The 18299-nt window shown below is 64.0% G+C and carries 15 protein-coding genes; 1 reads left to right on the plus strand and 14 read right to left on the minus strand.

Going from position 1 to position 18299, the window contains the following annotated elements; genetic code table 11:
* Window positions 1–468: 468 nt before the first annotated feature.
* The 4 genes from HR9077_RS10565 to HR9077_RS10580 all read right to left on the minus strand — a co-directional run bounded on the left by HR9077_RS10565 (window position 469) and on the right by HR9077_RS10580 (window position 5938).
* Window positions 469–1416 carry a Nudix family hydrolase gene (locus HR9077_RS10565; protein ID WP_136066967.1) on the minus strand — a complete coding sequence of 316 codons (948 nt, stop codon included), beginning with the start codon at window positions 1414–1416 and terminating at the stop codon, window positions 469–471.
* Window positions 1417–1490: 74 nt separating this feature from the next.
* On the minus strand, window positions 1491–2705 hold the full coding sequence (gene argJ, locus HR9077_RS10570; RefSeq protein ID WP_136066968.1) for a bifunctional glutamate N-acetyltransferase/amino-acid acetyltransferase ArgJ: 1215 nt from the start codon (window positions 2703–2705) through the stop codon (window positions 1491–1493).
* A 70-nt stretch (window positions 2706–2775) separates the two neighbouring features.
* Complete coding sequence (gene secA, locus HR9077_RS10575; protein WP_136066969.1) at window positions 2776–5499, minus strand: preprotein translocase subunit SecA; 2724 nt, start codon at window positions 5497–5499, stop codon at window positions 2776–2778.
* 85 nt (window positions 5500–5584) lie between these two features.
* Entirely contained in the window at window positions 5585–5938 is a 354-nt protein-coding gene (locus HR9077_RS10580) for a hypothetical protein (RefSeq protein WP_136066970.1), read from the minus strand.
* Between the two features lie 61 nt (window positions 5939–5999).
* Here HR9077_RS10580 and HR9077_RS10585 point away from each other — a divergent pair, with 61 nt between their 5' ends.
* A complete protein-coding gene (locus HR9077_RS10585; RefSeq protein WP_136066971.1) occupies window positions 6000–6482 on the plus strand; it encodes a DUF721 domain-containing protein in 483 nt (160 codons plus the stop codon).
* A 122-nt stretch (window positions 6483–6604) separates the two neighbouring features.
* Here the strand turns inward: HR9077_RS10585 and lpxC are convergent, their stop codons facing one another.
* The 10 genes from lpxC to mraY all read right to left on the minus strand — a co-directional run bounded on the left by lpxC (window position 6605) and on the right by mraY (window position 18294).
* Complete coding sequence (gene lpxC / locus HR9077_RS10590) at window positions 6605–7519, minus strand: UDP-3-O-acyl-N-acetylglucosamine deacetylase (protein ID WP_136066972.1); 915 nt, start codon at window positions 7517–7519, stop codon at window positions 6605–6607.
* A 112-nt stretch (window positions 7520–7631) separates the two neighbouring features.
* Complete coding sequence (ftsZ, locus tag HR9077_RS10595) at window positions 7632–8795, minus strand: cell division protein FtsZ (protein ID WP_136066973.1); 1164 nt, start codon at window positions 8793–8795, stop codon at window positions 7632–7634.
* Window positions 8796–8831: 36 nt separating this feature from the next.
* Window positions 8832–10106, minus strand: a complete 1275-nt coding sequence (gene ftsA / locus HR9077_RS10600) for a cell division protein FtsA (RefSeq protein WP_136066974.1) — start codon at window positions 10104–10106, stop codon at window positions 8832–8834.
* Window positions 10107–10311: 205 nt separating this feature from the next.
* Window positions 10312–11040: a cell division protein FtsQ/DivIB gene (locus HR9077_RS10605; protein WP_136066975.1), complete on the minus strand. Its 729-nt coding sequence runs from the start codon at window positions 11038–11040 to the stop codon at window positions 10312–10314.
* Between the two features lie 4 nt (window positions 11041–11044).
* Window positions 11045–11995, minus strand: a complete 951-nt coding sequence (locus HR9077_RS10610; protein ID WP_136066976.1) for a D-alanine--D-alanine ligase — start codon at window positions 11993–11995, stop codon at window positions 11045–11047.
* The gene (gene murC / locus HR9077_RS10615; RefSeq protein ID WP_136066977.1) at window positions 11992–13404 is read right to left on the minus strand and encodes a UDP-N-acetylmuramate--L-alanine ligase; all 1413 of its coding nucleotides are present in this window, start codon (window positions 13402–13404) and stop codon (window positions 11992–11994) included. Before murC ends, HR9077_RS10610 begins: the two co-directional genes overlap by 4 nt.
* Before the next feature lie 43 nt (window positions 13405–13447).
* On the minus strand, window positions 13448–14515 hold the full coding sequence (gene murG / locus HR9077_RS10620) for an undecaprenyldiphospho-muramoylpentapeptide beta-N-acetylglucosaminyltransferase (RefSeq protein ID WP_136067289.1): 1068 nt from the start codon (window positions 14513–14515) through the stop codon (window positions 13448–13450).
* 75 nt (window positions 14516–14590) lie between these two features.
* Entirely contained in the window at window positions 14591–15754 is a 1164-nt protein-coding gene (ftsW, locus tag HR9077_RS10625; protein ID WP_136066978.1) for a putative lipid II flippase FtsW, read from the minus strand.
* A complete protein-coding gene (murD, locus tag HR9077_RS10630) occupies window positions 15751–17157 on the minus strand; it encodes a UDP-N-acetylmuramoyl-L-alanine--D-glutamate ligase (RefSeq protein ID WP_136066979.1) in 1407 nt (468 codons plus the stop codon). Before murD ends, ftsW begins: the two co-directional genes overlap by 4 nt.
* Window positions 17158–17211: 54 nt before the next feature.
* On the minus strand, window positions 17212–18294 hold the full coding sequence (gene mraY, locus HR9077_RS10635) for a phospho-N-acetylmuramoyl-pentapeptide-transferase (RefSeq protein ID WP_136066980.1): 1083 nt from the start codon (window positions 18292–18294) through the stop codon (window positions 17212–17214).
* Window positions 18295–18299: the final 5 nt, after the last annotated feature.

Genomic DNA, 18299 nt, shown 5'->3' on the forward strand with positions numbered 1-18299 from the left:
TTGTTAAAGAGCGTCTCGCTGTGCTGTCGCGCCACCGGGTGGCTCGCCAGCGCCCTGCGAGGAAGGCGTATTCTACCGATCCGGGCCGCGCTGTCAAGCGCCGTGTCCGCCGTGGCGATCCGAAGCCGGGGCTTCGTAGCCTGCCCGAGAGACTTTGCTGGAAAGCCGACTCGAGCCGTCGGGCGAACCCCGATCGAGTGGCGCATAGCCTACCGAATCCGGCGTCCCTGTCAACCCCGCCTTGCTCAATCGAGCGAAGAAAAACCTAACGGGAACAATACCTTGCGCTACCTCCACCGCCGGCGACGTGTGTCCGTCGCGAGCAGCGGATGCGTACTTTACGGCTCGGCAGCGGCGAACGCAAGGGCTTCAATCAAATATTCTAGTCGAACTCTCTTCATGATGCCTGCCGACATCAAAAAAACGCATGCGGCGACCTCACCGCGGCCCGGAGGGCTTTCATCGACACTAACGCCAGAAGTCGCGTATCGATGCGATGCCCTGGGCGCCAACCGCCCTTGCGTGGTTGGCATCGTGCCGGGTCATCCCGCCAAGCGCGAAGACCGGCATACCGGCAGGCTCCACCAATTGCTGAAAGTCATGCCAGCCAAGAGGCGTTGCGTCGGGGTGCGTCGGCGTCGTCCGCAACGGCGAAAGCGTGACGAAATCACAGCCGATATGTGCGGCCTGATCGAGCTGCTCGGCATTATGCGTCGATGCCGAGAGCCACTTGCCCTGCACGATAGGCCGGCGATCGAGGGTCATCAGGCGATCGCTGGTCAGGTGGATGCCATCGGCGTCGACACGATCCAGCAGTTCGGGCTCGCCATTGAGCAGCAAGCGGGCATTGTACCCGCGACATAGCGCCAGCGCCTTTTCGGCACGCTGCACGAATGCTTCGTGCTCCAATGTCTTGGCCCGCAACTGGACGAGGCGGATGCCATCTTCCCGCAGGGCTCTTTCCAGCTTGCCCAGAAAGGCCGCATCGTCGGCTTCCTCGGCACTGATGAGATATTCGGTGGGCAACATCACGGCACGCAGGATGGGCAGGTTTGCCGCCGGGAACGGATAGTTGAACAGCTCGTCGAGCTTCACCCAGCGCACGGCCTGCCCCTCTCGTCCATAGGGCTCGCCGCTGAAGGCGCGCACCTGCCAAACGTCGAGCAGGATATGCTTGTCGGAATATTCATGATGGACACGGATCAAAGGCTGCGCCCGGTCGATCGTGACGCCCAGTTCCTCGTAGAGCTCTCGCTGCAAAGCCACGAAACCGGTTTCGTAAGGAGCCAGCTTGCCACCGGGGAATTCCCATAGCCCACCCTGATCGACCGTAGAGGGCCGCCTGGCAAGCAATACTTCCTGGCCGTCATCACTGAAGATGGCGGCAGCCGCCACGTGCACCCGTCGCTTGATCATGTTGCCTTGCTACCCTTGTCACGTTGCTGACGCGAATTCAGGCGAATTCGCTCATTATGATGCTTCGATCGCTACTAGCTACGATAATCGGCATTGATCGAAACGTAGCCGTGAGACAGATCGGACGTCCATACCGTGGCCGCGGCGTCGCCACGCCCCAGGATAATGCGTATGTCGATCTCGTCGCGCGCCATAACCGCGCTGCCGGCCTCTTCGGTATAGCCAGGAGCACGCCCTCCCGACTCCACCAGGCGCACATCCCCCAGGTCTATGGTCACGCGCTCGACATCGAAATCCTCGACCGGCGCCCGGCCGACCGCCGCCAGGATACGCCCCCAGTTGGCATCCGAGGCATACAGCGCGGTCTTGACCAACGGCGAATGCGCCACCGTGAAAGCGACGTTCAATGCCTCGTCGCGGGAAAGCGCCCCCTGGACATCCAGCGTGACGAATTTGGTCGCGCCTTCACCGTCACGGATGATTGCCTGGGCCAGCTCCCGCATGACCGCATCCAGCGCTTCGCGAAACGCCGCGACGGACGCCTCGCTGACGACGCTCGCGCCCTCGCCAGTGGCAATCAGCATGCAGGCATCGTTGGTCGAGGTATCGCTGTCGATGGTGATGCAGTTGAAGCTGCGATCCACGCTGTTCCGCAACAGGCTATCGAGCAACGTCGACTCGATATCGGCATCGGTAGCCACGAAGGCCAGCATGGTAGCCATGTTCGGCTTGATCATTCCCGATCCCTTGGCGATGCCGTTGATGGTCACCGTCTGCCCATCGATATCGCACGTCGCGCTCGCCCCCTTGGGACGCGTATCGGTGGTCAATATGGCCTCCCCCGCCAGCTGCCAGGCGGCAGCCGAGTCGTCCAGGTTCGCCATGGCCTCGGGAAGACTGTCGCAGAGACGGTCAACGGGCAGGCGTTCGCCGATCACCCCGGTGGAGAAAGGCAGCACATTGTGATCGTCCACGTCGGCAAGCTGCGCCAGGGCCGCGCAGCAGGCCTGCGCGTCCCGCATGCCCTGCGTGCCGGTACCGGCGTTGGCATTGCCGGTATTGATCAGCAGATAGCGACTCGCCTGGCGCTGCAAATGACGCTTGGCGATCTGTACCGGGGCGGCACAGAATGCGTTGCGCGTGAAGACACCGGCAACGCGCGCCCTTTCCGACACCTCTATGATCGCGACGTCACGGCGCCCTGCCTTCTTGATTCCCGCCTGCGCCGTACCGAGCCGAACCCCGGCGATCACCGGCATTTGCGGGAAGACTGCTTCGCCTACCGCCATCCACTAGCCTCCTGAAATCGATGCGTCAGGCCTGCGGCGGCCATATGACCGCCGCCAGGCACGCTCGCGGTTAATTCAACTTGCCATGACACTGCTTGTACTTCTTGCCGGAACCGCAGGGGCACGGGTCATTGCGACCAACCTTCGGTCCTTCGCGCCGCACCGTCTGGGATGCTGCGGTTTCATCCCGTTCATCGCCCCGCGCGGCTTCGTTCTCGACCGCTTCGTGCTGCTGCGTTGCGGAGGCCTTCTCGCGCTCGAGCGTTTCGCGACGCTGGCGCTCCAACTCTTCGACCTCTTCCTGCTTGCGTACCTGCACGTGGCTAAGGATGCGGGTAACGTCATGCTTGATGTTGGTCAGCAGGTTCTGGAAGAGCTCGAAGGCCTCGCGCTTGTACTCCTGCTTGGGATTCTTCTGGGCGTAGCCACGCAAGTGGATACCGCGCCGCAGATGGTCCATCGATTGCAGATGCTCCTTCCAGCGGGTGTCCAACACCTGAAGCATTACCTGCTTCTCGAAGCGGCGCATCAACTCGGCTCCCACCGCCTCGACCTTGGCGGCGTAGATCTCGCGATGCTGGTTCTGCAGGCGCTCGCGCAGCAGTTCCTCGTGGAAATGCTCATCCTCCTCGGCCCATTCCAGTAGCGGCACGTCGAGGTTGAATTCACTCTTGAGATGATGCTGCAACCCTTCCAGGTCCCACTGTTCGGGCAAGCTCTGCGGCGGCACGTAGGCGGTGATCGCCTCGTTCAGGACTTCGTCGCGAATTCCTGCCACGTTCTCGGCCACTTCATCGGCGCCGAGAATGGCATCGCGCTGATCGTAGATCACCCGACGCTGGTCGTTGGCCACGTCGTCGTATTCCAGAAGTTGCTTGCGAATATCGAAGTTACGCCCCTCGACCTTCTTCTGAGCCCGCTCGACGGCGTTGGAAACCATCTTGTGCTCGATCGCCTCGCCATGCTCGAGCCCCAGCGCCTGCATCAGGCGCTGCACCCGATCGGAGCCGAACAGGCGCATCAGGTTATCCTCCAGAGAGAGGAAGAACCGCGTCGACCCGGGATCGCCCTGACGTCCAGCCCTGCCACGCAGCTGGTTGTCGATGCGCCGTGACTCGTGCCGCTCGGAGCCGACGACGTGCAACCCGCCAGCTTCCAGTACCGCATCGTGACGTTGCTGCCATTCCGCCTTGGCGGCATCGATCTGCGCCTGGCTGGGATTGTCCAGCTTGGCGACCTCGGCTTCCCAGTTCCCCCCCAGAACGATATCGGTACCGCGACCGGCCATGTTCGTCGCGATGGTGATGGCGCCGGGACGGCCGGCCTGGGCGATGATTTCGGCCTCGCTCTGGTGCTGCTTGGCGTTGAGCACGTTGTGCGGGATCCCCCCCTGCTTCATCAGGTTCGCCAGCAGCTCGGAGGTCTCGATCGACGCCGTGCCGACCAGCACCGGCCGACCGGCCTCGCGCTGAGCCTTGACGTCCTCGATGATCGCCTCGTACTTCTCCTGGGCGGAGAGGTAGACCAGATCGTTGTAATCGGTACGCGCGATGGGCTTGTTGGTGGGGATGACCGTGACGTCGAGCCCGTAGATCTGGCGAAACTCGAAGGCCTCGGTATCGGCCGTCCCGGTCATGCCGGCAAGCTTTTCATAGAGCCTGAAATAGTTCTGGAAGGTCGTCGAGGCCAGCGTCTGGCTCTCTTTCTGGATGGCCACACCCTCCTTGGCCTCCACCGCCTGGTGCAGCCCCTCCGACCAGCGACGCCCGGGCATGCTGCGACCGGTGTGCTCGTCGACGATGACCACCTCGCCGTTGCTGACGATGTAGTCGACGTCACGGTGGAAAAGATGCCGAGCGCGTAGCGCGGAATGCATGTGTTGCAACAGGCCCAGGTTCTGCGCCGCGTACAGGGAATCCTCTTCGGCCAGCAGCCCCTGGCGACGCATCAGCTCTTCCACCTTGTGGTGGCCGGCCTCGGTCAGTTCGACCTGCTTCTGCTTTTCCTCGAGGGTGAATTCGCCACTCTCGGGGTCTTCGGGATCCTCGCATTGCTTGAGCTCGGTGGCCAGCCGATCCACGACCTTGTAGAGGTCGGTATTCTCCTCCACGGGCCCGGAGATGATCAGCGGCGTCCTGGCCTCATCGATGAGAATGGAGTCGACCTCATCGACGATCGCGTAATGCAGCTCTCGCTGAACCTTGTCGCCCAACGAGAAGGCCATGTTGTCGCGCAAGTAGTCGAAGCCAAACTCGTTGTTGGTGCCGTAGGTGATGTCGCAGGCGTAGGCCGCGCGCTTCTCCTCGGACGTCTGTCCCGCGTAGATGACGCCCACCGTCAAGCCCAGAGACTCGTAGAGCGGGCGCATCCACTCGGCGTCACGCCGCGCCAGGTAGTCGTTGACCGTGACCACATGCACGCCTCGACCCGGCAAGGCATTGAGATAAACGGCCAGGGTCGCCACCAGGGTCTTGCCTTCGCCGGTCTTCATCTCGGCAATGCGGCCTCGGTGCAAGGTGATCCCGCCGATCAACTGGACGTCGAAGTGGCGCATGCCCATGACGCGTTTGCTGGCCTCGCGTACGCACGCAAAGGCCTCGGGCAGTAGCTTGTCGAGGCTTTCACCGCCTCTCAGCCGTTCGCGAAGCTGCTCTGTACGCTGTTGCAATTCGTCATCGCCAAGCGCGCCGATGCTCTCCTCGAAGGCACCGATCTCGCCGGTGAGCTTGCCCATGCGTTTCACTTCACGGTCGTTCTTCGAACCGACCATCTTGCGTACCAGGGTGTTTAGCATTGGATATCCTGAATAACGAAGTAATCATCTATCGCGAAGCGCCGCCTGGCGCCTCGACAATCGGCGTACTGGCTCTCCGGCCAGATCAACTCATGCGCCGAGGTGGACCTCGTCGATTCAGGACATCAAGCCCGGCACAGGGCAGCCCCTCGCGCCGCGTACGGACGGTTCCCCGACATGACCTGACATGCCGGCGGCGCGGCACACTACGTTGCGCCCGGCGGCGCGCCACACGACGCGATTCGGCGCGAATGGCCGCCGGCGCCATCAAGCAGATCTGGGTCAATTGCTCGGCAATGCGCACCGCTTCCGCATGCACCAGCGACGAGGGCAGCAAGCAACCGACCAGCAAGCCGGCCAGCCACCAACGCGACAGGCGCCTTGAGCGCTGCCGGCTGCCGCTGGTTTCGGCCTGATGAGCGAACGTCACATCGGTCATGCTGTTGAAGGACTCCGGGGCATGCTAGATTGAGGGCACCGTTCATCAACAGTGCAAGCCAATGAGTATAAAGGCTAAGCGTTTTCGCGCCCAGCCCACCACATCGCTACTCGATGGCAACAGTCGCCGCGCCTCTGAGCTCAACGGCCTGATGCGCGTGGCCAATGTGATTGGCCGCGCCCAAGAACACCTGCGCAGCCATTTGCCCCAGGAGGTGAGAGCACACCTCTTTGTCGGCGGCTACCGCCAGGGCAAGCTCACCTTGATTACCGACCGGGCCGTTTGGCTGACCTGGCTACGCTACGAGCAGGCACGCCTACTCGAACTACTGCGTCAGTTGCCCGAACTGGAAGCCGTAACCGGACTGACTTTCAAGGTACGGCCGGTCGCGCCGCCCAAGCCCCCGCTCATCCAGCCACGCACCCTGTCGAGCCAGGCGGCCGACGAACTCTCGAGCTGCGCCCGCGATACCGAGGATCCGCGCCTGAAGCGAGCCCTCGAGCGCCTGGCCGCACACGCCGAGCCGCCGACCGAAGCGCGCTGATCAAGCCCCGCGAAGGGGCCCCCTGGGGCGCTCACGGCCAAGCCTGCATTCGCAACGAAAAACGCCAGCCCGATGGGGCTGGCGTCAATGGATGACATGCCAAAGCGTGTACCGTCGCGTCCCTACATGACCATTGCCGGAGCCGAGTAGGAGATCGGCGCCTTTTGAGCGGCCCCTTCGAAGGTCACGATTTCCCAGGATTCGGGATTGGCAAGCATGGCGCGACATAGCTGGTTGTTCAGCGCATGCCCGGATTTCACGCCCCGGAATTCGCCGATCAAGCTGTAACCGAGCTGATAGAGGTCGCCGATGGCATCGAGCACCTTGTGCTTGACGAATTCGTCATCGTAGCGCAACCCGCCCTCGTTGAGGATCCGGTAATCGTCGACGACGATCGCATTGTCCAGGCTGCCACCCAGCGCGAGGTTGTGCGAACGCAGGAATTCAAGATCGCGCATGAAACCGAATGTACGCGCTCGCGAGACTTCCTTGACGAAAGAGGTCGTCGAGAAGTCGACACTGGCCGTCTGCTTCTGGTGCTCGAAGACCGGATGGTCGAAGGCGATGGAAAAGGAGACCTTGAAGCCATTGTAGGGCAGGAAGATCGCCTCCTTGTCCTCGTCACGCACCACGATTTCGCGCTTGATGCGTATGAACTTCTTGGGCGCCTCCAGCTCGGCGATCCCCGCGGACTGGATCAGGAAGACGAAAGGCCCGGCGCTACCGTCCATGATCGGCACTTCCGGCGCGCTGAGTTCGACGAAGGCATTGTCGATCCCCAGCCCCGCGAATGCAGACATCAAGTGCTCGACTGTCGCCACCTTGACGCCGTCACAGGACAGCGCGGTACATAGCGTCGTATCGGTAACGCTCTCGGCGCGGGCCGGAATGTGCACGACGGGATCGAGATCGGTGCGGACGAACACGATCCCCGTGTCGGCCGGAGCCGGGCGCAGCGTGAGGTAGACCTTTTCACCGGAGTGAAGACCCACGCCCGTGGCGCGCATGGTGTTCTTGAGTGTTCTTTGCTTGATCATGGGCAATGGCCAGGCTGTCATCAGAGTTGCGAAACAGTGTTCACTATAACATCGAACGGCTGTTTAAACAAAATAATGTCATCCGACCACGCCCCTTGTCACACTGTCGGGCTCAATCGGCTTGACGCCGCAGAAAGGCCGGGATGTCCAGATAGTCGTCCATATCCTTGTTCTTGCGGCGCTCCTGACGTGCCTTGGCCGCCTCTTCCTGGTCGGCCTTGGCAGCCTGCTGACGCATGACCGTCGGCTGTTGCAGCTTGCGATAGTCGGTCGTCTCCGGCCGCGTTGCGGCCTCGCGGCCGGCCGGCTTCTCGCGACGGCCATCGAGCCCCGCCGCCACCACGGTGACGCGCAACTCGTCGGTCATCTCCATATCGATGGCCGTGCCCACCACGATCGTCGCATCCTGCGAGGCGAACTCCTGCACGGTGGCACCGACATCATTGAACTCACCGATCGACAGGTCGGGCCCGGCAGTGATGTTGACGAGGATCCCCCGCGCGCCGTGCAGGTCGATATCCTCGAGCAAGGGACTGCGGATCGCCTTCTCGGCCGCTTCACGGGCACGATTCTCGCCGGTGGCGCCACCGGTGCCCATCATCGCCATGCCCATCTCGGACATCACGGTACGCACGTCGGCGAAATCGACGTTGATGATACCGGGGCTGGTGATCAGCTCGGCAATCCCCTGCACGGCTCCCAGCAGCACGTCATTGGCAGCGCTGAAGGCACTCAGCAGGCTGGCGCTCTTGCCCAGCACGGCCAGCAGCTTCTCGTTGGGGATGGTGATCAGCGAGTCGACATGCTCGGAAAGCTCGCGCATGCCCTCCTCGGCGACACGCATGCGCTTGGGGCCCTCGAACGGGAAAGGCCGGGTCACCACCGCGACCGTGAGGATACCCAGCTCCTTGGCCACCTGGGCAACCACGGGCGCACCTCCGGTACCGGTGCCACCGCCCATGCCCGCGGTAATGAACACCATGTCGGCGCCCTGGAGAAGCTCGGCAATACGCTCGCGATCCTCCATGGCGGCCTGGCGCCCGACATCCGGACTGGCACCCGCGCCGAGCCCCTTGGTAATCTCGCTGCCTAACTGGAGAACGGTCTTGGCGGCAACTCGCTTGAGCGCCTGCGCATCGGTGTTGGCGCAGATGAACTCGACGCCATCGATGTTGCTTTCGACCATGTGATTGACGGCATTGCCGCCGCCTCCACCAACGCCGATCACCTTGATGACCGCGCTGCTGGAAGGTGCGTTATCTACCAGTTCGAACATTTGCCCCGTCTCCTGTGACCGCGCAGTGCGGCCCTGTCAGAAATTTCCTTTGAACCAGCCTTTGACCCGTTCCAGCGCCGAAATGCCGTCCTTGAGACCACGCCGCGAGACTTCCTCTCTACGGGGCTGGGCGGAAACTGCACGGCTCTGCGCCTGTTTGGCATCGCGCATACCGTAGAGTAGCAAACCCACGCCTGTGGAATAAATTGGATTACGTACCACATCCGCCAGACCTCGCACATTCTGCGGACTGGCTATGCGTACCGGCATATGGAAGATCTCCTCCGCAAGCTCGACCACGCCTTCCATGCGCGACGTGCCTCCGGTCAGCACCACGCCCGCGGCCACGAGATCCTCGTAACCGCTGCGTCTCAGTTCCTCACGTACCAAAGTAAAGAGTTCCTCGTAGCGTGGCTCGACCACCTCGGCCAATGCCTGCCGCGACAGGTCGCGGGCCGGTCGGTCGCCCACGCTGGGAACCTTGATCATTTCGTCGCTGGAGGCCAGTTGGGTCAACGCACAGGCGTACTTGACCTTGATGTCCTCCGCGTATTGGGTCGGCGTGCGCAGCGCCATGGCGATATCGTTGGTCACCTGGTCGCCGGCAATGGGAATGACCGCCGTGTGGCGAATGGCACCCTCGGTGAACACCGCGATATCGGTCGTGCCGCCGCCGATATCCACCATGCAGACGCCCAACTCGCGCTCATCCTCGGTCAGCACGGCATGGCTCGACGCCAGTTGTTCGAGAATGATGGCATCGACCTCGAGCCCGCAGCGCCGCACGCACTTCTCGATGTTCTGCACCGCGTTCAGTGCCGCGGTGACCAGGTGCACGCGGGCCTCGAGCCGCACCCCGGACATGCCCAGCGGTTCACGAATGCCTTCCTGGGTATCGATGGCGAACTCCTGAGGCAGCACGTGCAGTATCCGCTGTCCTTCGGATATCGCACGCGCTCGCGCGGAATCGATGACCCGGTCGATATCCGACGGCGTGACTTCACGATCCTTGATCGCCACCACGCCATCGGAATTCATCGAGCTGATGTGGCTGCCGGCAATACCGACATAGACCGAGTGGATATCGCAACCGGCCATCAGCTCGGCCTCTTCCACGGCACGCTGAATCGACTGCACCGTGGACTCGATGTTGATGACCACGCCCTTCTTCATCCCCCGCGAGGGATGCGAGCCTATTCCGGCGATCTCGAGACCACCATCGTCGGTAGGCTGCCCAACGATGGCAACCACCTTCGATGTTCCGATATCCAGCCCGACCACCATATTGGAAGCGTTGGATTGTCCTGGCATGGGTCGGGATTACTCCTCGATCTTCACTGAATTAAGAATCCGGTTATCAACCTAAATAGATACTGAGCCGATTATAGTGAACAAGCTGCGTTTAAAAACCGGTTCAATGGAATACGCGCTCAGAATACGGGTATTTTTCGTCGAAAGAAATACCCTCACGCCTTTGTTGATGGGCGCTAGCCGTATTAAAGGTATCAATGTGAGCTCAGGGTTCGTCGATCTTACCGTCGCTCTCTCCATGCCAGGCTATGGCAACACCGTTGGGGTAACGCAGATCGATGTAGCGAATTCGCGACGCCTCGCCGCTCAATTCACGTTGCCATGCAGCGATGAACCGGGCCACTCGCTCCTGGCGATGATTGCGCCCCAGCATGATCCAGAAGGCATCATTGATCTGGACGCGCCAGGCCCCGCGGTCTTCCATGCGCAGTTGGGAGACCTGCAAGCCCAACGGCACCAATCGACTCTGCAGCCGATCATAGAGGGCCAGCACCTCGCTACCGCTGCCTTCCGGGCCAGCCAGATCGGGCAGATCCTCGGAAACCGGCACGTTGTCGCGATGAAAAGCGACACCCTCGGGATTGAGCAGATAGCTGTCGTTCCAGCGTGCCACCGGCTGCTGCTCGTAGAGTTCGAACGTCAGCGAGTTGGGCCATTGCCGCGATACGCGCGCCTCGGCGATCCACTCGGTCGCCCGGGCATGCCGGCGCAGCTCACCCAGATCCACCGACAGCCAGGTCTGGCCCCGCACCACCGGCGTGAGCTTTTCACGCAGGTAATCGGCGCTGACATGCTCCAGGTCCCCCCGGATCGAGACCCGCTGGATGGGCCGGTCCAGCCACAGCCATAGCGTCCGGCCGCCGGCCCCCAGCAGGACCAGCAACAGCACGAGCCCCAGGATCGACCCGCGCGCGCGGAGACCGCTTTCCGCCATGCGGTCAGGGCTCCATCGTGGTATCGAGAATACGCAGCACCAGACACTCGAAGCCGAGCCCGGCATGCGCTGCGGCCTGCGGAACCAGGCTATGGTCGGTCATGCCGGGTACGGTGTTCACCTCGAGCAACCAGAAGCGCCCCTCGCCGTCGCGCATCACGTCCACGCGCCCCCAGCCACGACCGCCCACGGCGAGGAAGGCATCGCGACACAGCTCGCCAAGCGTTGCCTCGGTCGCCGCATCCAGACCACAAGGCAGATGATAGAGCGTCTCATTGGAATGGTACTTGGCCTGGTAGTCGTAAAACCCGCTCGGCACTTCGACGCGTATGGCCGGCAGGATGGCGTCCCCCAGCAGCGACACCGTATATTCCTCGCCCTGGATGAAGCGTTCGGCCATGACTTCGGCGTCGAAGCGCGCCGCTTCATGATAGGCCGAAGCCAGATCGCCGGCATTCTCGACGATGGTGATACCCAGCGTCGAGCCCTCGTGTATCGGTTTGACGACAAGTGGCAAACCCAGCCGTTCGACCACCGCCGGCCAGTCGCAATCGGGCCCCAGGGTAACGCTTGCCGGGGTAGGCAGATCGTGTGCCTGCCAGAGCCGTTTGGTGCGCTGCTTGTCCATGCCCAGCGCCGAAGCCAGCACGCCGCTCCCGGTGTAGGGGATCCGCAGCAGCTCCAGTGCCCCCTGCAAGGTGCCATCTTCACCGCCACGTCCATGCAGGGCGATGAAGACCCGGTCCGGAGCCAACGCCTCGAGCCCGGTCAAGCCGCCGGCGGCCAGATCGTAGCCCTGGGCATCGACGCCACACCGCTGTAACGCCGCGAGAATTGCCCCGCCACTGGCCAGCGAGACCTCGCGCTCCGCCGAATCACCGCCGTAGAGAACCACGACCCGCCCATAATCCCGGCGAGAATCGCCATCCGTCGGGGCCTGCGTATCACTGTTCATAATGCGATCTCATCCATCTGGAGCCGGCCGGCTGCGAGCGCGACGGCGATCCCGCCGATATCACCGGCTCCCTGGGTAAACAGGATATCGCCGTCGTGCAGCACATGACTCAGCAGCCTGGGGAGTTCATGCTTGCTCTCGACGAACACGGGATCGACTTCGCCACGCTGGCGAATCGAGCCGGCCAGGCTGCGCCCGTCGGCTCCAGCGATGGCCGCTTCCCCGGCGCCATACACATCGAGCAGCAACAGCACGTCGACACCGGAAAGCACGCGCACGAAATCTTCATAAAGATCATGGGTGCGCGAGTAGCGATGCGGCTGGTAGACCATCACCAGCCGGCGTTGCGGCCACCCGGCACGCACCGCACGTATGATCATCTCCACCTCGCGCGGATGATGACCGTAATCGTCGACCAGCATGACCTCGCCCTGGCCGTGGGCCAGCCTGTACTCGCCATGCACCTGGAAGCGCCGGCCGACGCCGGCGAAGCTTGCCAGGCCACGCTGGATAGCCGCGTCATCGACGCCGGCATCGGTAGCCACCGCGATCGCCGCCAGGGCGTTGAGCGCATTGTGCTCGCCGGGCATTGCCAGGCGCACCTCCAGGGGGGCGTAGCCCTCGGGGCGCCAGGCGGTAAAGCGGATCTCCCCGGCCTGCTGGACGAAGTCGCCGATGCGGTAATCGGCCTGGTCGTGAAAGCCGTAACTGACGAACTGGCGCTGCACGCGCGGCAACATCTCGCGCACGTTGTCATCGTCGATGCAGACCACGGCGAGCCCGTAGAACGGCAGGTTGTGCAAGAACTCGACGAAGGTGTCCTTGAGCCGTGTGAAATCGCCGGCATAGGTTTCCATGTGATCGGCGTCGACGTTGGTTACCACCGCAACCATCGGCTGCAGATGCAGGAAGGAGGCATCCGACTCGTCGGCTTCAGCGACCAGATACGCGCCCGCTCCAAGACGGGCATTGGTTCCCGCGCTGGTCAGCTTGCCTCCGATCACGAAGGTCGGATCCAGTCCGCCCTCCCCGAGCAGCGTCGCGGTGAGGCTGGTCGTGGTGGTCTTGCCATGGGTGCCGGCGATGGCGATGCCGTGACGAAAACGCATCAGCTCGGCCAGCATTTCGGCACGTCGCACCACCGGCACGCGATGTTCGCGTGCCCAGGCGATTTCCGGATTGGCCGTATCGATCGCCGTCGAGACCACGACGACATCCGCCCCCCGGGCATTTTCCGCGGCATGGCCGATCGCCACGTCGATCCCGCACTGACGCATGTGCGCGACGATCGGCGACTCCCTGATGTCGCTACCGCTGACACGGTAGCCCTCGTTGGCCAGCACCTCGGCGATGCCACACATGCCGGCCCCGCCGATCCCCACGAAATGGATATTGCGGGTCCGCCGCATGCCTAGCCCTCGATGGGCCCTGGCGGGGCTGGAATCGCGCCTGTTATCGCTCAAAACGTATCTCCATACAGCCAGCCACCAGCCGCTCGACAGCGTCGAGATGCGCGCGGCCGCGTGCCGCGGTCGCCATGCCGGCGAGTCGCTGGGGGTCGAGTGCCTCGCTCAGCGCCTCGCCCAGCGTCGCGGCACTCAAGGTTTCCTGGGGTAACAGTCGTGCCGCATCGGCCTCGACCAGATAACGGGCGTTGATGGTCTGATGGTCGTCGACGGCATGGGGATACGGCACCAGCAACGATGGCTTGGCCGCCGCAGCCAGTTCCGCCACGGTCAATGCGCCGGCCCTGCAGACCACCAGATCGGCCCAGTCGTAGGCTTCGGCCATGTCGTCGATGAATTCGCTGACGTCGGCATCGACGCCCGCCGCTCGATAGTTGTCGCAGGTGGCCTCCGCTCGCTCGCGCCCGGCCTGATGGCGCACCGCCGGACGCTGCCCTTCGGGCAACAGGGCAAGGGCCTGGGGCAACAGGTCATTGAGCGCCACCGCCCCCAGGGAGCCACCCACCACCAGCAGCCGGAGCCGGCGCCCCTGCATTGCCGAGACCCTGCGCGGTGACTCGCCGAGGAGCGCTATCTCGTCGCGCACCGGATTGCCGATGACGATCGCCTCGCGTCCACCGAACTTGCGGAAAGCACCGGGAAAAGCCGCGTAGGCGCGCGTCGCCAGACGCGCCAATACCTGATTGGTCAGCCCGGCGATGGCATTCTGCTCGTGCACGATCAGCGGCCGCCGCGACAGCCATGCTGCCAGGCCACCCGGGCCACTGGCGAAGCCGCCCAGCCCGACCACCAAGTGGGGATCGAACTCGGCAATCACCCGGCGCGCCTGAAGAATCGCCCTCGTCAGGCGTACCGGCACCGCCAGCCAGCCAGCCAGCCCATTGCCCCGCAACCCCGCCACGTCGATGCGATGCAGCACCAGGCCGGCCGCCGGTACCAGGCGATTCTCGATCCCCCGCGGGCTACCCAGCCACTCGACACGAGCGTCCTTTGCCGCCAGTGCCTTGGCCAGCGATAGCGCGGGAATCACATGGCCGCCGGTACCGCCGGCCATGATCAGCACGCGGAGCGAACTGCCCTCGGCCGCCTGGGCCACTGCTTGCTCTGTCACCGCCGAGTACTCCTTGATCTACGCCGCCGGCTTTTCACGGACCGGCGAGCCGCGACCGCGCTTGCGCGTATCGATATCGACCCGCAGCAGCAGGGCCACCATCACCGCGCTGACGACCAGGCTCGAACCACCGTAACTCAGCAACGGCAGCGTCAAGCCCTTGGTCGGCAACATGCCGGTACTCACGGCGATATTGATGAACGCCTGGGCGCCGAAAACCAGGGCGATACCGTAGCTGAGGTAGGCCGCGAACGGCAATCGGGCGAGCTCGGCTCGCCGGCCGATCAGCAGACCGCGGTAGACGAGCACCGCAAACAGCGCGATCACCATGACCGCACCGACCAGCCCCAGCTCCTCGGCGATCACCGCAAAAACGAAATCGGTATGCGCCTCGGGCAGATAGAACAGCTTCTGGACGCTGTTGCCCAGCCCCAGGCCCAGCCAGTGACCGCGACCATAGGCGATCAGCGCCTGGGTCAGCTGGTAGCCGGAATCATACATGTCGGCCCAGGGATTGGCGAAGCTGGTAATCCGCTCCAGTCGATAGGGTTCGGCGACCGCCACATAGCCACCTAGCAGGATCACCGCAATCATCAGCAGAATGAAACGTATCAACGGCGCCCCGGCCAACAGCAGCATGCCCATCATGCATCCGGTCATGACCACCAGCGCGCCGTAGTCAGGCTCCAGAATCAGCAGCCCACCCAGCGGCACCATGATCACCAGCGGCTTGAGAAACTCCCACCAGTGCCGGCGCACTCCGGGCAGGAAACGCTCCAGATACCCGGCCAGGTAGACGATCAGGAACAGCTTGGCCAGCTCCGAGGCCTGCACGTTGACCACCCCAAGCGGTATCCAGCGCCGGCTGCCGTTGATCTCCGGGCCGACCAGCAGCACCGCGATCAACACCACGAACCCCAGCACCAGCAACCAGGGACCATTGTCCCGCCACCATGCCAGGGGGATTTTCAAGGTGATTGCCGCAACCAGCAACGCCAGGAGATCGAAGACGCCATGGCGCAGGCTGAAATAGTAGGCATTGCCGGTCAGGCTGGTGGCGATCTCGGTAGACGCCGAGGTCACCATCACCCAGCCCATCAGCAACAGAGCCAGGGCGGCAAACAGCAGCCAGCCGTCATAGGCCTTGCCGGCCGTCGACAGGCGTCGAGCCAGGGCGGTCATTGCGTCTCCCGTTGATCGAATGCGTTCATCCACACCGCGACGCCTTCGCGAAAGGCCTCGCCTCGCGCCTGATAGTCGCTGAACTGATCGAGGCTCGCACAGGCCGGCGAGAGCAACACGCAGTCCCCGGGCTCGGCGACAGCGCTGGCGCGCGCCATGGCCGCCCGCAGGTCGTCGCAGCGGGTCACCGCCACGCGGCCCGCCAGCGCCTCGGCCAGACGCGGGCCGTCGGCGCCGAACACCACCGCCTCGCGGGCGTAACGCGCCAGCGGCTCGACCAGGGGGGCGAAATCGGCGCCCTTGCCGACGCCCCCTCCCAGCCAGATGAGTCTCCCGTCGAGCGTCGGCCCCAGCCCGGCGATCGCCGCCAGCGTGGCGCCGACGTTGGTCCCCTTGGAGTCGTTGATCCAGCGGATGCCGCGCGCCTCACCGACCAGTTCGCCGCGGTGCGCCAGCCCGGTGAAGCGCGCCAGCACGCGACACATCGCCTCGCGGGCCAGCCCCAGGCGTTCTCCCATCGCCAGCGCCGCCAGGGCATTGGCCTGGTTGTGGCGCCCGGCCAGGCGCAGCTCACGCACCGCCATGAGCGGCCTTTCGCCCTGCATCAACCAGGGTTCGCAGGCGGCGCCGGCGCCCTGCTCGGCGATCCCCCAGTCATCGCCCTCCGGTGGCCGGGTCGTGAAGCGCGCCACCGGCAGGTCAGGCGCATCGGGCCAGGTCAGCCGGTCCTCGGCGTTGACCACCGCATGGCTCGCACCTCGGAAAATCGCCGACTTGGCGGCACGATAGCCGGCCATGTCGCCGTGTCGATCGAGGTGATCCTCGGAGAGGTTGAGAAAAGCCGCGGTGCTCGCGCCGAGCCGTGGCGTCGTCTCGAGCTGAAAGCTCGAAAGCTCGAGGACGTAGAGTTCGGCGTCGGGGCACTCGACCAGCAGATCCAGCGCGGCGGTGCCCAGATTGCCGCCGACCGCGACGCGCTTGCCGGATTCACGGGCCATTTCGCCGAGCAGCGTGGTTACCGTCGACTTGGCATTGGAACCGGTGATTGCCGCGATCGGCGCCCGGCAGGCGCGCACGAACAGCGCTATTTCACCGACCACCCGGGGCATGCCGGATTCGCCGGCGCGCGTCGCCTGCCAGTAACGGGCCAGCCCGGGGGAGCCGGGATCGACCCCCGGGCTGACGACGATCTCCGACGCCTGGCTCGGGTCGAGCGTATCCAGCGGGCCGCAGTGAACCTCGACGCCGGGAAAGGCCGCCTGGAACGCAGCGAGCCCGGGCGGCGATTCACGGGTATCGGCGACCATGAATGGCCGCGCCTGGCGGGTCAGGTGACGGGCGATCGCCCATCCCGACACGCCCAGGCCAACCACCAGCGTGCAACCCCGCGGTACCGCTTGCATCGACGCTCGCCTCCTTTGACCAGTGCGCTCCGCCTGAGATCGGTGGACGGGCAATCAGCGAATCTTCAGGGTGGCCAGGCCGAGCAGCACCAGCACCACGGTGATGATCCAGAAACGCACGATGACCCGCGGTTCCGGCCAGCCCTTGAGCTCGAAGTGATGATGCAGCGGCGCCATGCGGAAGATGCGTCGCCCGGTGAGCTTGTAGGAGCCCACCTGGAGAATCACCGACACGGTCTCCATGACGAACACCCCGCCCATCACGAACAGCACGATCTCCTGGCGCACGATGACCGCCACGATGCCCAGCGCGGCGCCCAGCGCCAGCGCCCCGACATCGCCCATGAAGACCTGGGCGGGATAGGTGTTGAACCATAGAAACCCCAGCCCGGCGCCGGCGATGGTGCCGCAGAACACCGCCAGCTCGCCCGCCCCCGGCACCTGGGGAATGTGCAGGTACTCGGCGAACACGGCGTTGCCGCTGGCGTAGGCGAAAACCGCCAGTCCCATGGCGACCATGACCGTCGGCATGATCGCCAGGCCATCGAGGCCATCGGTCAGATTCACGGCATTTGAGCTACCCACGATGACCAGATAGGTCAGCACGATATAGAAAAGGCCCAGCTGGACGACGACTTCCTTGAACAGCGGCACGATCAGGCTCGTCTCGACGGGGCTGGCGGCGGTGTAATACAGGAACAGTGCCGCGCCGATGCCCAGCACCGACTGCCAGAAGTATTTCCAGCGCGCCGGCAGGCCGCGCGGGTTCTTCTCGACCACCTTGCGGTAGTCGTCGACCCAGCCGATGGCGCCGAAACCGAGCGTGACGACCAGTACCAGCCACACGTAGTGATTGCTCAGATCGGCCCACAACAGCGTGCTGATGGCCATCGCCACCAGGATCATCGCCCCGCCCATGGTCGGCGTCCCGGCCTTGGACAGATGAGACTGCGGACCATCGTCGCGCACCGCCTGGCCGATCTGGCGCTCGACCAGACGGCGAATCATCATCGGGCCCAGCCACAGGCATAGCAGCAGCGCGGTCAGCGTTCCCAGCACGGCCCTCAGGGTGAGGTAGTCGAAGACCGTGAAGGCGCTCTGGAATTGAGCCAGGAAATTGGCAAGCAAAAGCAGCATGTAGT

This window comes from Modicisalibacter radicis (assembly GCF_900961225.1).
GTDB lineage: Bacteria > Pseudomonadota > Gammaproteobacteria > Pseudomonadales > Halomonadaceae > Modicisalibacter.

Coding starts and splice junctions, on each gene's coding strand:
- HR9077_RS10565 (WP_136066967.1), bottom strand. CDS start 1,416: ATGATCAAGCGACGGGTGCACGTGGCGGCTGCCGCCATCTTCAGTGAT.
- argJ (WP_136066968.1), bottom strand. CDS start 2,705: ATGGCGGTAGGCGAAGCAGTCTTCCCGCAAATGCCGGTGATCGCCGGG.
- secA (WP_136066969.1), bottom strand. CDS start 5,499: ATGCTAAACACCCTGGTACGCAAGATGGTCGGTTCGAAGAACGACCGT.
- HR9077_RS10580 (WP_136066970.1), bottom strand. CDS start 5,938: ATGACCGATGTGACGTTCGCTCATCAGGCCGAAACCAGCGGCAGCCGG.
- HR9077_RS10585 (WP_136066971.1), top strand. CDS start 6,000: ATGAGTATAAAGGCTAAGCGTTTTCGCGCCCAGCCCACCACATCGCTA.
- lpxC (WP_136066972.1), bottom strand. CDS start 7,519: ATGATCAAGCAAAGAACACTCAAGAACACCATGCGCGCCACGGGCGTG.
- ftsZ (WP_136066973.1), bottom strand. CDS start 8,795: ATGTTCGAACTGGTAGATAACGCACCTTCCAGCAGCGCGGTCATCAAG.
- ftsA (WP_136066974.1), bottom strand. CDS start 10,106: ATGCCAGGACAATCCAACGCTTCCAATATGGTGGTCGGGCTGGATATC.
- HR9077_RS10605 (WP_136066975.1), bottom strand. CDS start 11,040: ATGGCGGAAAGCGGTCTCCGCGCGCGCGGGTCGATCCTGGGGCTCGTG.
- HR9077_RS10610 (WP_136066976.1), bottom strand. CDS start 11,995: ATGAACAGTGATACGCAGGCCCCGACGGATGGCGATTCTCGCCGGGAT.
- murC (WP_136066977.1), bottom strand. CDS start 13,404: ATGCGGCGGACCCGCAATATCCATTTCGTGGGGATCGGCGGGGCCGGC.
- murG (WP_136067289.1), bottom strand. CDS start 14,515: ATGGCCGGCGGTACCGGCGGCCATGTGATTCCCGCGCTATCGCTGGCC.
- ftsW (WP_136066978.1), bottom strand. CDS start 15,754: ATGACCGCCCTGGCTCGACGCCTGTCGACGGCCGGCAAGGCCTATGAC.
- murD (WP_136066979.1), bottom strand. CDS start 17,157: ATGCAAGCGGTACCGCGGGGTTGCACGCTGGTGGTTGGCCTGGGCGTG.
- mraY (WP_136066980.1), bottom strand. CDS start 18,294: ATGCTGCTTTTGCTTGCCAATTTCCTGGCTCAATTCCAGAGCGCCTTC.